General features: G+C 71.0%; 12 protein-coding genes. 11 read left to right on the top strand and 1 reads right to left on the bottom strand.

Annotation, left to right across the window (positions count from 1 at the left end):
- The first annotated feature begins 2 nt into the window (after positions 1–2).
- The 4 genes from phnC to RWS82_RS14525 are packed head-to-tail and all read left to right on the top strand — an operon-like array spanning position 3 to position 3,274.
- Positions 3–764 (top strand): phosphonate ABC transporter ATP-binding protein, encoded by a 762-nt coding sequence (gene phnC, locus RWS82_RS14540; RefSeq protein ID WP_314651526.1) that lies wholly within the window; start codon positions 3–5, stop codon positions 762–764.
- Complete coding sequence (gene phnE, locus RWS82_RS14535; protein ID WP_314651522.1) at positions 761–1,582, top strand: phosphonate ABC transporter, permease protein PhnE; 822 nt, start codon at positions 761–763, stop codon at positions 1,580–1,582. The genes phnC and phnE (RWS82_RS14535) overlap by 4 nt, the downstream gene beginning before the upstream one ends.
- The gene (gene phnE / locus RWS82_RS14530) at positions 1,579–2,427 is read left to right on the top strand and encodes a phosphonate ABC transporter, permease protein PhnE (protein ID WP_314651519.1); all 849 of its coding nucleotides are present in this window, start codon (positions 1,579–1,581) and stop codon (positions 2,425–2,427) included. Before phnE (RWS82_RS14535) ends, phnE (RWS82_RS14530) begins: the two co-directional genes overlap by 4 nt.
- A complete protein-coding gene (locus RWS82_RS14525; protein ID WP_314651518.1) occupies positions 2,414–3,274 on the top strand; it encodes a MurR/RpiR family transcriptional regulator in 861 nt (286 codons plus the stop codon). The genes phnE (RWS82_RS14530) and RWS82_RS14525 overlap by 14 nt, the downstream gene beginning before the upstream one ends.
- A gap of 273 nt (positions 3,275–3,547) precedes the next feature.
- Here RWS82_RS14525 and RWS82_RS14520 read toward each other — a convergent pair whose 3' ends face one another.
- Entirely contained in the window at positions 3,548–5,059 is a 1,512-nt protein-coding gene (locus RWS82_RS14520; RefSeq protein WP_314651515.1) for a PucR family transcriptional regulator, read from the bottom strand.
- Positions 5,060–5,158: 99 nt separating this feature from the next.
- On the opposite strand from RWS82_RS14520, the gene gabT reads away from it, so the two are divergent.
- From gabT to RWS82_RS14485, 7 genes are all read left to right on the top strand, one after another.
- Positions 5,159–6,520: a 4-aminobutyrate--2-oxoglutarate transaminase gene (gene gabT / locus RWS82_RS14515; RefSeq protein WP_314651512.1), complete on the top strand. Its 1,362-nt coding sequence runs from the start codon at positions 5,159–5,161 to the stop codon at positions 6,518–6,520.
- An 88-nt stretch (positions 6,521–6,608) separates the two neighbouring features.
- Positions 6,609–7,988 carry an NAD(P)/FAD-dependent oxidoreductase gene (locus RWS82_RS14510; protein ID WP_314651510.1) on the top strand — a complete coding sequence of 460 codons (1,380 nt, stop codon included), beginning with the start codon at positions 6,609–6,611 and terminating at the stop codon, positions 7,986–7,988.
- Positions 7,985–8,869, top strand: a complete 885-nt coding sequence (locus RWS82_RS14505; RefSeq protein ID WP_314651507.1) for a universal stress protein — start codon at positions 7,985–7,987, stop codon at positions 8,867–8,869. The genes RWS82_RS14510 and RWS82_RS14505 overlap by 4 nt, the downstream gene beginning before the upstream one ends.
- Positions 8,869–10,410: an APC family permease gene (locus tag RWS82_RS14500; protein WP_314651504.1), complete on the top strand. Its 1,542-nt coding sequence runs from the start codon at positions 8,869–8,871 to the stop codon at positions 10,408–10,410. Before RWS82_RS14505 ends, RWS82_RS14500 begins: the two co-directional genes overlap by 1 nt.
- A 24-nt stretch (positions 10,411–10,434) precedes the next feature.
- A complete protein-coding gene (locus tag RWS82_RS14495) occupies positions 10,435–11,910 on the top strand; it encodes an NAD-dependent succinate-semialdehyde dehydrogenase (RefSeq protein ID WP_314651499.1) in 1,476 nt (491 codons plus the stop codon).
- Between the two features lie 23 nt (positions 11,911–11,933).
- On the top strand, positions 11,934–13,298 hold the full coding sequence (locus RWS82_RS14490; RefSeq protein ID WP_314651496.1) for an NAD-dependent succinate-semialdehyde dehydrogenase: 1,365 nt from the start codon (positions 11,934–11,936) through the stop codon (positions 13,296–13,298).
- Between the two features lie 358 nt (positions 13,299–13,656).
- Positions 13,657–14,541 (top strand): DUF559 domain-containing protein, encoded by an 885-nt coding sequence (locus RWS82_RS14485; protein WP_314651494.1) that lies wholly within the window; start codon positions 13,657–13,659, stop codon positions 14,539–14,541.
- Positions 14,542–14,751 lie beyond the last annotated feature (210 nt).

Genomic DNA, 14,751 nt, shown 5'->3' with positions numbered 1-14,751 from the left:
CGATCCGCCTCGACGACGTCACGGTGCGCTACCCGAACGGCACGATCGGGCTGAACGGCGTCTCACTCGACATCGCCGCGGGAGAGATGGTCGCGGTCGTCGGGCTCTCGGGCTCGGGCAAGTCCACGCTCATCCGCACCATCAACGGTCTCGTTCCGGTCACCTCGGGAACACTCGATGTGGGGGAGCACCGCGTCTCCGGCGCCTCGCCCCGCACCCTCCGGCGCCTGCGCGGTGACATCGGCATGGTGTTCCAGGGCTTCAACCTCGCCGGTCGCGCGAGCGTGCTGCAGAACGTGCTCGTCGGGCGTCTGGCCCACACGTCGCTGTGGCGCACCCTGATCGGCGCCTACCCCGAGGCCGACAAGCAGCTGGCCTACCAGGCGCTCGACCGCGTCGGCATCCTGCCGAAGCTGCACTCGCGCGCCTCCGACCTGTCGGGCGGGCAGCAGCAGCGCGTCGCGATCGCCCGGGCACTCGCGCAGGAGCCGCGGATCGTGCTGGCCGACGAACCCGTCGCGAGCCTCGACCCGCCCACGGCGCACGGCGTCATGAACGATCTGCGGCGCATCAACCGCGACCTCGGCATCACCGTGCTCGTCAACCTGCACCTGCTCGACCTCGCCCGCGAGTACGGGGCCCGCATGATCGGCATGCGCGCCGGCGAGGTCGTGTACGACGGGCCGGCGACGAGCGCGACGGATGCCGATTTCGAGAGCATCTACGGCCGCTCGCTCACCCCGGAAGACCGGTTGGACGCATGACGGCCCCCGCATCCGCGCCGGCCCCGCGACCGCTCGACATCCCACCCCGTCCGCCGGGGGCCTGGAAGGGCCCGGCAATCGTTGCCGTCGTCGTGGCCGCGACCGTCGTCATGTGCCTGCCGGGCATCGGGATCGGCGTCGACCTCGACGCCATCGCCCGCAACTGGCAGAACGGCGCAGACAAGGTCGTGAAGCTGCTCCTACCCGACTGGAGCTTCTTCCCGCGCACCCTCCCGCCGCTCATCGAGACGCTGCAGATGGCGGTCATCGCCACGGCGATCGGGGCCGCGGTGTCGCTCCCGCTGAGCTTCTGGGCGGCGCGTGCGACCAATCCGAACGGACCGGCGCGCGTCGTCGTCCGCGGCATCCTCAATGTCGTGCGCAGCGTGCCCGACCTGTTGTACGCGGCGATCCTCGTGGCCATGGTGGGCGTCGGAGCGCTGCCCGGCATCCTCGCGCTGCTGCTGTTCAACGTCGGCATCATCGTGAAGCTCGTCTCCGAGGCCATCGACACGAACGACCGCGGCTCCCTCGAAGCCGGCCGCGCGGTCGGCGCGACCCAGGCCAAGATCAACCGCACCCTCGCCCTGCCCGACGCGTGGCCGGCGTTCGCGAATCAGACGCTCTACGTCTTCGAACTCAACGTGCGCGCCTCCACCGTGCTCGGACTCGTCGGCGCCGGGGGCATGGGCCTCCTCATCGACGCGGTGCGCACGTTCTACCGCTACGACCAGCTCTCGCTCATCATCCTGGAGATCCTCATCGTCGTCATCGTGATCGACCTCGTCTCCGACGCCGTGCGACGGAGGCTCGTATGACCGCCCCCACCACCGCATCGCCGCGTCGCGCGAGCGCGACGCTCACCGTGATCCCCGACCGTCCGCGTCGGCCCTGGCTGATCGCCGGATGGATGCTCGTCACCGCCGTCGTCGTCGTGGCGTTCTGGTCGATCGACATCAGCTGGTCGCGGCTCGCCGACCTGCCGTCCGAGGTCGTGCGCTACCTCGGGCTCATGTTCGCGAGCCCTGACTGGGAGAAGCTGCCCGAGGCGCTGTGGCAGACCTGGCGCAGCATCGAGATGGCGTGGGTCGGAACCATCCTCGGCATCCTGCTCGCCACCCCGCTCAGCCTGCTCGCCGCCCGCGGGTTCGGGCCCGCGTGGCTGCGCTCGCTGCTGCGCGGTCTGTTCTCGCTCATCCGCGCGGTGCCCGAGATCATCATCGCCATCGTCATCCTGTCGGTCACCGGCCTCACCCCGTTCACGGGGGCGCTCGCGCTGGCGATCAACGGTGTCGGCACGCTCGGCAAATGGGGCTACGAGGCGGTCGAGGCAGTGCCGCGCGGACCCATCGAGGCCGCGCGCGCAGCCGGCGGCGGCACGTCGCAGGTGCTCCGGTGGGGCGTGTGGCCGCAGGCCGAACCCGCGTTCTGGTCGTTCTGGCTGTACCGGTTCGAGATCAACGTGCGCTCCTCGGCCGTGCTCGGACTGATCGGGGTCGGCGGCATCGGCGACATGCTCACGTCGTACACCCAGTACCGTGAGTGGTCGACGGTGGGCGTGCTGCTCATCGTGGTCGTGGCCGTGACGATGCTGATCGACGGGGCATCCGGAGCCATCCGCCGCCGCATCATGGAGGGAGCCCGCGCCCGTGTTCTCGCCTAGCGCGCCGCCCACCGCCCGCATCGCGGCGGTGCTCAACACCCTGCAGCCCGCCGAGCGCCGCGTCGCGGAGCTCATCGTCGAGGCGTCGGATGCCGTCGTCGAATGGACCGCGCAGGAGCTCGCCGAGCGGGCGGGCGTCGGCCGGGCGACCGTCGTGCGGGCCTGCCAGAGCTTCGGCTACCGCGGGTACCCGCAGCTCCGGGTCGCGTTGGCCTCCGAGCTGGGGGCGGCACCGGGAGACGCCGGCGTCGACCACGGTCCCGGCGTGCTCGGCCGCATGCGCGGCGAGATCGACCGGGTCGCGGCGTCGTTGCCGGCCCTCGCGAGCCTGCTCGACCCGGATGCGGTCGACGAGGCGGTGCGGGTCGCGGCATCCGCCCGTCGTCTGCTCGTGCTCGCGAACGGTCTCTCGTCGCCGATCGCGAACGACCTCGCGATGCGCCTCACGGCGTCCGGACGGTCGGCGGAGTTCATCGCCGACGCGATCGCACAGCAGATCGCGGCTCGCCACCTCACCGCCGACGACGTGTGCCTCATCGTCAGCGGCTCGGGGGCGAACGAGGCGAGCCTGCGCGTGGCCACTGCGGCGGCGCGGGGCGGGGCGACGGTCATCGCCCTCACGTCGTTCGCCTCGTCGGCCCTCACCGACGCGGCGACGCTGTCGCTGGTGATCGCGCCGAGCGGGGTGAGCTTCCGCGACGAGTTGGAGCACACGTCGCGCGTGGCGTACCTCGTGTTCGCCGAGGTCTTCGCCGCCGCGGTCGCCACGGCGCGCGGCACCTCGGCCACCGAGGCGCGCGCCCACGCCCTCGAGGTCGTCTCCGACAACCTCGACGACCGCCCCTGACCCCGCCGGCCCTCACCGCGGTTCCCGTCCCCGCCCTCACCGGCCCGCCCCTTCCCCGACCCACCCCCCCCGCAACCCCGCCCCTTCCCGCCCCGCAAACCCCGCCCCTTCCGACCCCGCCCCACCTCTGCTCCGGTCGCATTTTCTGTCGCCCCGGTGTCCGGCGGGCGACAGAAAATGCGACGGGAGCGGAAGGGCCGGGGCCCGGCGACCGGGGGGTCCAGGGGACTAGGGGGCCGGAGGATGAGGGGGCCAGGGGGCCGGGGGAGGGGGCTAGTCGCGGGCGGTGGAGAGGAGAGCCCAGAGCTCGGCGCGGGCGGGGAACGACGACAGGTCGATGCCGAGCAGCGCGGAGGCCTGCGCGATGCGCGAGCGCAGGGTGTGCCGATGGATGCCCAGCGCGGCGGCGGCCTGCTCGGCCCGGGCATCGTGCGCGAGCCAGGTGCGCAGCGTCTCCTCGAGGTTCGCGCCCCCGGCCGCGTTGTCGCGCAGGGGAGCGAGGCGCGATTCCGCGACCAGCCGCGCCTCGTCGGTCGCGAGCGCCGCGAGGATGCTCGTGCCGGCGGCATCCGTGAAGCGCGCGGCACCGGCGTCACCCGCCTGGCGCAGCGCGGTCACCGCCTGCGCGTGCGCCCGGGAGAAGGCGTCGTACCCCTCGGGGGCCGAGACGCCGAGGCGGATGCCGAAGCGCACCGCCACCTCGTCGAACAGACCTTCGTCCGCCGCCGAGACGCTCATGGTCACGCCCTCGTCGGACTCGGCCGCGAACACCGCGGTGCCGTGTTCGGTACGGCGCCGCTCCCACCATTCGTGCAGCGCGTCGACGGGGGCATCGCGGGCGACGGCGACCACGACCGGCGCGGGCGGGAGCGATCCGAGCACGCGTCGGGCCAGAGACGGATCGTCGCCGAGGAGGGACGACAGCAGCTGGTCGTGCAGTCGGCGTCGGCTGCGGGTCGCCTGCTCGCTCTGCTCGAGGGCGAGGCCGGCCATCGCGATCACCGAGGTCACGACCGTGCGGGCCTCAGGATCGAGCGCGTCGGTCGCGAGGGCCATCACCCCGCGCAGCCGGCCGCCGCGCCCGATCGTGAAGAGCATGAAGGTGCGATCGCCGACGCTGAGCGACTGACCGGCTTCGAGGCCGCGGGTGAGCACGTCGCCGACGCGAGCCGACAGGTCGGCGAGCTCCCGCCCGGCGACCGCCTCGCGGGGATGCCCATGCACGAGCGATCCGGCGGCGTCGAACAGTCCGGTCCACACGTCGAGACGCCGGGCGAGTTCGCCGAGGATCGCGTCGAGGCCGCGGGGTCGGAGGGCGGCGAGGGCGAGGCCCCGCTGCGCGTCGAGAGCCCAGGAGCGCCGTGCGTACGCCTGGGCGGCGATGGCCTCGGAGTGCGCCCGCGCCACGGCGATGAAGGGAATGCGGTACGGCACCTCGAACAGCGGCATGCCGCGCGCGGCGCACGCCTCGACGAGTTCGTCCGGCACGCCGTGGCGGTGCACGTCGGTGCCGAACCCGAGACCGCGCACGCCCCGATCGGCGAGCCGCCCGACGTAGGCGTCGATGCCGGCGGTGTCGTCGAACTGGGTGCCGGTGGTGAGCAACACGAGATCCTCGGCGAGGAAGGGGGTGGGGTCGGCGAGATCCGAGCTGTGCACCCAGCGCAGCGGATGATCGAGCGCACCCTCCGGCAGGTGGGGCTCATCCGAGATCAGCCGCAGCCCGAGGTCGCGCCGTCGCAGGAGGGCGCGGAGCGTCGGCTGCGCAGGCGGGGAGGCGGCCATGGATGCTCCTGCCGGGGTTGTACAGACGGGCGAACTACCTCACGAGATTGTACAGTTCGGCGAATGCATCCGTAGGAATACCGGTCGTACGCTCGCGACATGGCACTCGTCGACACCGCACCCACCGCCGTCCCCCTCGGAGGACCGGAGCTCCCCCAGGAGCGCCGCCTCGTCACCGAGCTCCCCGGGCCCCGCTCGGCGGAACTGCTGGCGCGCAAGGCCGAGGCCGTGCCCGCCGGCGTGGGTCACACCGTGCCGATCGCCGCCGTCGCCGCGGGTGGCGGCGTGGTCGTCGACGCCGACGGCAACTCGCTCATCGACCTCGGCTCCGGCATCGCCGTGACCACCGTGGGCAACGCGCATCCCAAGATCGCCGCTGCCGTCGCCGCGCAGGCCGCGCAGTTCACCCACACCTGCTTCATGATCTCGCCGTACGAGTCGTATGTCGCCGTCGCCGAGGCGCTCAACCGCGTCACCCCCGGCGACTTCGCCAAGAAGAGCGCCCTGTTCAACTCGGGCGCCGAAGCCGTCGAGAACGCGATCAAGATCGCCCGCAAGTACACCGGCCGCCAGGCCGTCGTCGCCTTCGACCACGGCTACCACGGCCGCACCAACCTCACCATGGCGCTCACGGCCAAGTCGATGCCGTACAAGAGCGGCTTCGGGCCCTTCGCCCCCGAGGTGTACCGCGCGCCGATGTCGTACCCGTTCCGCGACGGACTCTCGGGCGCCGACGCCGCAGCCCGCGCGATCCTGCAGCTCGAGAAGCAGATCGGCGCCGACAACCTCGCCGCGATCATCATCGAGCCCATCCAGGGCGAGGGCGGCTTCATCGTGCCCGCCGAGGGCTTCCTCCCGGCGCTGCAGGAGTGGAGCCGTGCGAACGGCGTCGTCTTCATCGCCGACGAGGTGCAGACCGGATTCGCCCGCACCGGCCACATGTTCGCCAGCGAGATCTTCGGCATCGAGCCCGACCTCATCACCACCGCCAAGGGCATCGCGGGCGGCCTGCCGCTCGCCGCGGTCACGGGACGCGCCGAGATCATGGACGCCTCGCACGCCGGCGGACTCGGCGGCACCTACGGCGGCAACCCCATCGCGTGCGCCGCCGCGCTCGCCGCGATCGACGTCTTCGAGAACGACGGCGTGATCGAGCGTGCGCGCGAGATCGGCGAACTGCTCGTCTCGCGCCTCACCGCTCTGCAGAGCAGCGACCCGCGCGTCGGCGACGTGCGCGGCCACGGTGCGATGGTGGCGGCCGAGTTCGTCGACCCGGAGACGAAGGCCCCCGACGCCGCCCTCACGGCCGCCGTCGCCAAGGCCGCGATCGCCCAGGGCGTCATCGTGCTCACCTGCGGCACCTACGGCAACGTCATCCGCTTCCTCCCGCCGCTGTCGATCGGCGACGACCTGCTGAACGAAGGCCTCGACATCGTGCAGGCGGCGCTCGCCTCCGCCTGACCCGCTCGTCCGGTCGCGACCCCGATCGGGGGATTGGGGGTCGCGACCGGCAAACCTCCCTGGCATCCACGACGAAGGAGTTGCACCCATGGCCGAGATCACGCGCGACGTGCTCATCATCGGAGCCGGCGCCGCCGGACTCACCGCGGCGAACGACCTGCGCAAGGCGGGACTCTCGGTCGCCGTGCTCGAAGCACGCGACCGCGTCGGCGGACGCCTGTGGACCGACGTGATCGATGGGGCGATGCTCGAACTCGGCGGCCAGTGGGTCTCGCCTGACCAGCAGGCCCTCATCGACACGCTCGACGAGCTGGGGCTCGAGACGTACAGCCGCTACCGCGAGGGCGACAGCGTGTACGTCGGCCCCGACGGCACCGCCTCCCGTTTCACGGGCGAGATGTTCCCGGTGTCGGCCGAGACCGAGCGCGTCATCGCCGAGATCACCGAGCGCCTCGATGCCATGGTCGCCGAGATCGACCCCGACCGTCCGTGGGAGCACCCGAACGCCGCCGAGTGGGACACGGTCACGTGGGACGCCTGGCTGCGTCAGCAGACCGATGACGACGAAGCCGTACGCAACCTCGCGTTCGCCACGGGTTCGGCGATGCTCACCAAGCCGACGCACTCGTTCTCGCTGCTGCAGTCGCTGCTGATGGCCGCGTCTGCCGGGTCGTACTCGAACCTCGTCGACGCCGACTTCATCCTCGACAAGCGCGTCGTCGGCGGCCTGCAGCAGGTGCCGATCCGGCTCGCCGAGCGCCTCGGCGACGACGTGCTGCTGGGGCAGCCCGTGCGCGCCCTGGAATGGGGCGACGGCGGGGTCACCGCCACCACCGACGAGCTCACCGTCCGGGCCCGGTTCGCTGTGCTCGCCCACGCGCCCATCCTCTACAACCGCATCGCGTTCACCCCGCCGCTGCCGCGCCGCCAGCACCAGCTGCACCAGCACCTCTCGATGGGCTTCGTCATCAAGGTGCATGCGGTCTACGACCGGCCGTTCTGGCGCGACAAGGGACTCAGCGGCACCGCGTTCAGCCCGTACGAGCTGTCGCACGAGGCGTACGACAACTCCAACCACGGCGACGAGCGCGGCACCCTCGTCGGCTTCGTCTCCGACCAGAACGCCGACGACCTGTTCGAGCTCTCGGCCGAGGAGCGCAAGGAGCGCATCCTCGAGTCGCTCTCGCACTACTACGGCCCCGAGGCCAAGGACCCGGTCGTCTACTACGAGAGCGACTGGGGCACCGAGGAGTGGACGCGCGGCGCTTACGCCGCCAGCTTCGACATGGGAGGCCTGCACCGATACGGCGCCGACCTCCGCACGCCCGTCGGCCCGATCCACTTCGCCTGCAGCGACATGGCCGGCGCCGGGTACCAGCACGTCGACGGGGCCATCCGCATGGGTCACCTCGTGGCGTCGAACATCCTCGAGAACGCCCGCACGGGCGCGGCTGCGAGCGAGGGATGACCGCCGCGATCGTCGTCGGGTACACGGCGACGGATGCCGGGGCGGATGCCGCCGCACTCGGCGCGCGCCTCGCGCGCAGCACCGGGGCCGAACTGCACCTGGTGACGGTGCTGCCCGCCGAGGGCACGCGCAGCGCGCTCGTGCCGAAGGAGCGCGCATACGAGGATCACATCCGCGCCCAGGCGCGGCAGTGGCTGCAGGGCGCGATCGTGCGACTCCCGCGCGACGTCGCGGCCGTCGGCCACGTGCGCATCGCCGAGTCGTTCGCCGAGGGGCTCATCGCCGCGGGCGAGGAGTTCGGTGCGCGGCTGATCGTGATCGGCGCGGCGGGCGGGAGCATCCTCGGCCGTCACCGCCTCGGCACCGTCGCCTCGGAGCTGCTGCACTCGTCGACCATCCCCGTCGCCCTCGCACCGGCCGGCACGGCCACCGAAGACGACCACGTGCTGCCGCGGGTCACCGCCGCGGTGGGCAACCGCCCGGGCGCCGACGTGCTGCTCGATGAGGCATCCGCTCTCGCCGCCGCCGGTCGCGTCGACCTGCGCCTCGTGTCGCTCGTGCCCTTCGACGTGCCCCCGGGTCTCGACACCGGTGCCATCCGCGTCGTCGGCGACGAGCACGCGAGTCAGGTGCGCGCGATCGCCGAGGAGCTGCTGCCGGACGGCAGCGGCGTCGCGGTCGAAGAGACCCCCGGCGACACCGTCGAAGACGCCGTCGCGAACCTCTCGTGGCTCCCCGGCGAGATCGTCCTCGTCGGTTCCAGTCGGCTGGCCCAGCCCCGCCGACTCTTCCTCGGCTCGACCGCGGCGAAGATGCTGCACGAGCTCCCCGTTCCCATGATCGTCGTCCCGCGCACCCGCGGGGAGGCAGGAGACCGCTGATGAGCAGCACCCCCCGGGCGACGGAGCCCGCCGCCGTCACGACCGGCATCTCGAGCAAGGGCCTCAGCGCCGGGACCGTCGGTCTGCTCGGCGCCATCGTGATCGGCATCTCGTGCATCGCCCCCGCGTACACGTTCACCGCCGCGGTCGGCCCGACGGCATCCACCGTCGGCGCGCAGATCCCGGCGATCATCCTCGTCGGCTTCATCCCCATGCTGCTCGTGGCATTCGGGTACCGCGAGCTCAACAACCGCATGCCCGACTCGGGCACGTCGTTCACCTGGGCCACCCGCGCCTTCGGCCCGTGGATCGGCTGGATGGCCGGATGGGGACTCGTCGTCGCGACCATCCTCGTGCTGTCGAATCTCGCCGGCATCGCCGTCGACTTCCTGTTCCTGCTGATCTCGCAGATCACGAACAACCCCGCCATCGCCGACCTCGCGAGCGTCACCTGGATCAACATCGGGGTGTGCCTGCTGTTCATGCTGGGGGCGACGTGGGTGTCGTACCGCGACATGCAGACCACGCAGAAGCTGCAGTACTGGCTGGTCGGTTTCCAGATCATCGTGCTGGTGTTCTTCGCGGGCGCCGCGATCGTGCAGGCCGTGAACGGCAACGGGTTCGACTATCAGCCGTTCGACCTCAACTGGTTCAACCCGTTCGCCATCCCGACGTTCAGCGCCGTGGCCGCCGGCCTCTCGCTCTCGATCTTCATCTTCTGGGGGTGGGACGTCACCCTCACCATGAACGAGGAGACGAAGGACCCCGAGAAGACCCCCGGTCGCGCCGCCACCGCCACGGTGCTCACGATCGTCACCCTCTACCTGCTGCTCGCCGTCGCGCTCATCATGTTCGCCGGCGTCGGCTCGGGCGAACTCGGGCTCGGCAACGAGGACATCCAGGAGAACGTCTTCTTCCACCTCTCCGGCCCGATCCTCGGACCGCTCGCGTTCCTCGTCTCGCTCGCGGTGCTCACCAGCTCGGCGTCGTCGCTGCAGTCGACCTTCGTCGGCCCGGCCCGCACACTGCTCGCCATGGGGCACTACGGGGCGCTGCCCGGATCGTTCGCGAAGGTCAGCCCGCGGTTCTTCACCCCGGGCTACGCCACCATCGTCTCGGCGATCGTCGCGTCGGCGTTCTACGCGATCATGCGCGTCGTCAGCGAGAACACGCTGTGGGACACGATCCTCACGCTCGGCATGATGATCTGCTTCTACTACGGCATCACGGCGTTCGCATGCGTCTGGTACTTCCGCCGCCAGTGGTTCGACTCGGTGCGCAACGTGTTCTTCACGTTCCTGTTCCCGCTCGTCGGCGGCATCATCCTGGCGGTGCTGTTCGTCACCACGCTGATCGACTCGATGGACCCGGCCTACGGCTCGGGCGCCGAGATCGGCGGGGTCGGCATCGTCTTCATCCTCGGCATCCTCATCATCGTCGTCGGCATCGCCGTGATGATCTGGAACGCCGTCCGCCGCCCCGCGTTCTTCCGCGGCGAGACGCTCGGCATGGACGCCCCTGCCAGCCTCCGCCGCCGCTGACCCGCATCCCCACGAAGGAGAAACATGACCACGCAGACCGCCTCCGCCGAGCAGACGCTCCTCGACAGCATCCCCACCGGCCTCTTCATCGGCGGAGAATGGACGGATGCCTCCTCCGGTGCGACCTTCGACGTGAAGGACCCCTCGACGGGTGACGTCATCCGCTCGATCGCCGACGCGACTCCGGAGGACGGCATCCGTGCCCTCGACGCGGCCGTCGCCGCGCAGGACGAGTGGGCGGCGACCGCGCCGCGCGTACGCAGCGAGATCCTGCGCCGGGCGTTCGACCTCGTGCAGGAGCACAAGGAGGACCTCGCGCTGCTGATGACGCTCGAGATGGGCAAGCCCCTCGCCGAGGCGCGCGGCGAGGTCGTCTACGGCGGCGAGTTCCTCCGGTGGTTCAGCGAAGAGGCCGTGCGCATCAGCGGCCGCTACGGCATCAACCCCGAGGGCACCGGCCACATGGTCGTCTCGCAGCGCCCCGTGGGGCCGTCGTTCTTCGTGACGCCGTGGAACTTCCCGTTCGCGATGGCGACACGCAAGATCGCCCCCGCGCTGGCCGCCGGCTGCACCGTCGTGATCAAGCCCCCGGCGCTCACGCCGCTCACCACCCTCTTCTTCACGAAGCTGCTCGAAGAGGCGGGACTGCCGAAGGGCGTCGTCAACGTCGTGCAGACGTCGAAGTCGAGCGCACTGTCGGCACCGATCATCGCCGACCCGCGTCTGCGCAAGCTGTCGTTCACCGGATCGACCGAGGTCGGCCGCAAGCTCATCGCTCAGGCCGCCGAAGGCGTGCTGCGCGTGTCGATGGAGCTCGGCGGCAACGCGCCGTTCGTCGTGTTCGACGACGCCGACCTCGACAAGGCGGTGGAGGGCGCGCTGCTGGCGAAGTTCCGCAACATCGGTCAGGCGTGCACGGCGGCGAACCGCTTCATCGTGCACGAGGACGTGGCCGACGAGTTCGCCCGCCGCGTCACCGAGCGCGTGCAGGCGATGAAGGTCGGCCGCGGCACCGAGGAGGGCGTCGCGATCGGACCGCTCATCGACGAGGACGCCGTCGCCAAGGCCGAGGAGCTCGTGGGCGACGCCGTCGACCGCGGCGCGAAGCTGCTCGCCGGCGGCAAGGCCATCGAAGGCACCGGCACGTACTACGAGCCGACCGTGCTCACCGACGTCGTTCCCGGCAGCGCGATCCTGCGCGAGGAGATCTTCGGCCCGGTGCTCGCGATCTCGACCTTCTCGACCGAGGAGGACGCCGTTCGCCTCGCCAACGACACGGAGTACGGGCTCGTCTCGTACGTCTTCACCGAGAACCTGCAGCGCGGCCAGCGCATGATCGACGGCCTCGAGACCGGCATGATGGGTCTCAACGTGGGCGTCGTCTCGAACGCCGCCGCGCCGTTCGGCGGCGTCAAGCAGTCGGGTGTCGGCCGCGAAGGCGGTGCCGAGGGCATCCACGAGTACCTGTCCACCAAGTACACGCTCATCCCGGTCTCCTGACCGGTGCGACGAGAGGACGAGAAATGACCGACTACGCCGTCATCAACCCCGCCACCGGCGAGAAGCTGGCCTCCTACGACACGTTCACCGACGCGCAGATCGAGGAGGCGGTCTCCGCGGCCGCCGAGGCGCACCGCGACTGGTCGCGCTCGACCACCGTCGCCGAGCGGGCTGCGCTGCTGCGTCGCGCGGCCGAGCTGCACCGCGAACGCCGCGAGGAGCTCGCCGACGTCTTCGTGCGCGAGATGGGCAAGCCCCGCGAGGCCGCGCTCGGCGAGGTCGACTTCGCCGCCGACATCGCCGAGTACTACGCCGACCAGGCCGAGGCGATCATGGCCGACCAGCCCATCGCGATCCTGGGGGAGGGTTCGGCGATCATCCGCCGCTCGTCGCTGGGGCCGCTCGTGGGCATCATGCCGTGGAACTTCCCGGCGTACCAGATCGTGCGGTTCGCGGCGCCGAACCTGATCGTGGGCAACACCATCCTGCTCAAGCCCGCACCGCAGTGCCCCGAGTCGTCGACGGCGATCGAGGCGATCTACCACGACGCGGGCTTCCCGAAGGGCGCGTACCAGAACGTGCTCGCGACTAACGAGCAGATCGCCGACATGATCGCCGACCCCCGCGTGCAGGGCGTTTCGCTCACCGGTTCGGAGCGTGCGGGCGCGGCCGTCGCCGAGATCGCCGGACGCAACCTCAAGAAGGTTGCGCTCGAGCTCGGCGGGTCCGACCCGTTCATCGTGCTGTCGACCGACGACCTCGATGCCACCGTGCAGGCCGGGGTCGACGCGCGCCTCGACAACAACGGCCAGGCGTGCAACGGCGCCAAGCGCTTCATCGTCGTCGACGGGCTGTACGACGCGTTCGTCGAGAAGTTCACGGCGGCGATGGCGGCGGTCGAGGCATCCGACCCGTCGCTCGACGACACCGTCCTCGGACCGGTCTCGTCCGAGACGGCGGCCGAGAACCTGCAGAAGCAGATCGACACGGCCGTCGCCCAGGGCGCGACGCTGCTCACCGGCGGCACGCGCGACGGGGCGTTCTTCGCCCCGACCGTTCTCGCCGACGTCACGCCCGAGATGGACGTGTACCGCGAGGAGCTGTTCGGCCCCGCCGCGGTCGTCTACCGGGTCGCCGACGAAGACGCCGCCGTCGAGCTCGCGAACGACACGACGTTCGGTCTCGGTTCGTACGTGTTCACGACGGATGCCGAGCAGGCCGAGCGCGTGGCCGACAAGATCGAGGCCGGCATGGTCTACGTCAACCTCGTGCTCGCCGACAGCCCCGAGCTGCCCTTCGGCGGCGTGAAGCGCAGCGGCACCGCGCGTGAGCTGGGCCACCTCGCCGCGGACGAGTTCGTGAACAAGAAGCTCATCCGCATCGGCTGACGCTCCCGCGCCCGCTCGCTCTCTCTCTCCCCCCGGCCCTCCGCGTGAGGGGTCAAGAAACGCCGCCTCGCACCCCTGCCAGGCGGCGTTTTTTGACCCCTCGCGAGTCTTATCCCGCCCCCTTCCCGCGCCCCCTCCCGCATGCCGCGTGCCTCGCGCTCATTTCCGCGTGAGGAGTCAAGACACGCCGTATCCCGCCCCGCCCAATCGACGTTCCCTGGCCCCTCGCGCAAGGGGGAGGGGGAGGAAGGGCATGCGGTCCTGCACAAGCGCGTTGGTTTGTGGATGCATCCACCGTTGGCGCGAGTAGCGCAGCAGACGCCCGCGGGGAACGGGTGCGGACGGGCACGATCGGCGGATGCATCCGTCACCGCTTCCCGTCGACGCCCCTCCCGCGTTCACAGTCGCAGATGCCCTCGCGCATGGCATCACTCGCCGTCGTCTGCGTGCGTTGGACCTCGGGCGTCCCTTCCACGGAACGCGCTCGCGCTTCCCGCTCCCCCCGGAGCAGCGGCTGCGGCTGCTGCTGGCGGTTGTTCCTCCGCAGGCTTTCGTCTGCGGACTGACCGCCGCCGCCCTCTGGGGCCTGCCGCTGAGCGCGACGATGGAGACGGATGCCTGGGCTCGGCTTCGAATCGCCGTGCCGCCCGAGTCGACGAGGATCCGGCGAGAGGGCGTCCTCGGGCACCGTCGGGAGGTCGCGCCGGAGGATGTCGTAGAGCTTCACGGGATCGCGACGCTTTCTCCGGCGCGCGCGTGGATCGACATCTCGCGGGACCTGCCGCTTCCGTGGATGCTCGCCGTGACCGACGCGCTCATCGCCCGCCGCGACGGCCTCGTCGAGCTCGACGAACTCGCCGCTGCGCATCGTCGCTTCCTCGGTGGTCGCGGTTCACGGGTTCGTGAACGAGCGCTCGCGCTGGCCGACGATGGCGCCGAGTCGCCCCGCGAGTCGATGGTGAGGCTCATCCTGGTGCAAGCCGGCCTGCCCGCCCCGGAATGCAACGTCGTCATCGATGACGGGGAGCGGTTCGTTGCGCGGGTGGACATGCTGTTCCGCGACGCCCGGCTCATCATCGAGTACGACGGCGACCACCATCGTGATCCCGACCGATGGAGCCGCGATCAGATCCGTCGCGCCGAACTCGAGGCGCTCGGTTACCGCGTGACCGTGGTGACTCGACGCGACTTCGATGATCCGGAGGCTCTCGTGCGACGCATCCGTCGCCTGCTCGCCGCATGAGGCACGTTTCGCTCGCGAGGGGTCAGGAAGCGCCGCTTCGCGGGGGTCCGACACGGCGTGTTTTGACCTCTCACCCTGGGTGCGTCCGCGCGCCGTGCGTCCGCGCGCCCGCGCGCCCGTGCGTCCGTGCGTCCGTGCGTCCGATCGCACGGGACGTCTCACTCGCGAGGGGTCAGAGAATGCCGCCTCGCGAGGGTTCGACACGGCGTT

The organism is uncultured Microbacterium sp., assembly GCF_963528945.1.
In the GTDB taxonomy this organism is placed as follows: domain Bacteria; phylum Actinomycetota; class Actinomycetes; order Actinomycetales; family Microbacteriaceae; genus Microbacterium.
This window is presented reverse-complemented; position numbering and strand designations above follow the sequence as displayed.

Excerpts from the sequence above, each read along its gene's own strand:
- phnE (WP_314651522.1), top strand. The coding sequence starts at position 761 with ATGACGGCCCCCGCATCCGCGCCGGCCCCGCGACCGCTCGACATCCCA.
- phnE (WP_314651519.1), top strand. The coding sequence starts at position 1,579 with ATGACCGCCCCCACCACCGCATCGCCGCGTCGCGCGAGCGCGACGCTC.
- RWS82_RS14520 (WP_314651515.1), bottom strand. The coding sequence starts at position 5,059 with ATGGCCGCCTCCCCGCCTGCGCAGCCGACGCTCCGCGCCCTCCTGCGA.
- gabT (WP_314651512.1), top strand. The coding sequence starts at position 5,159 with ATGGCACTCGTCGACACCGCACCCACCGCCGTCCCCCTCGGAGGACCG.
- RWS82_RS14510 (WP_314651510.1), top strand. The coding sequence starts at position 6,609 with ATGGCCGAGATCACGCGCGACGTGCTCATCATCGGAGCCGGCGCCGCC.
- RWS82_RS14505 (WP_314651507.1), top strand. The coding sequence starts at position 7,985 with ATGACCGCCGCGATCGTCGTCGGGTACACGGCGACGGATGCCGGGGCG.
- RWS82_RS14500 (WP_314651504.1), top strand. The coding sequence starts at position 8,869 with ATGAGCAGCACCCCCCGGGCGACGGAGCCCGCCGCCGTCACGACCGGC.
- RWS82_RS14495 (WP_314651499.1), top strand. The coding sequence starts at position 10,435 with ATGACCACGCAGACCGCCTCCGCCGAGCAGACGCTCCTCGACAGCATC.
- RWS82_RS14490 (WP_314651496.1), top strand. The coding sequence starts at position 11,934 with ATGACCGACTACGCCGTCATCAACCCCGCCACCGGCGAGAAGCTGGCC.
- RWS82_RS14485 (WP_314651494.1), top strand. The coding sequence starts at position 13,657 with ATGCATCCGTCACCGCTTCCCGTCGACGCCCCTCCCGCGTTCACAGTC.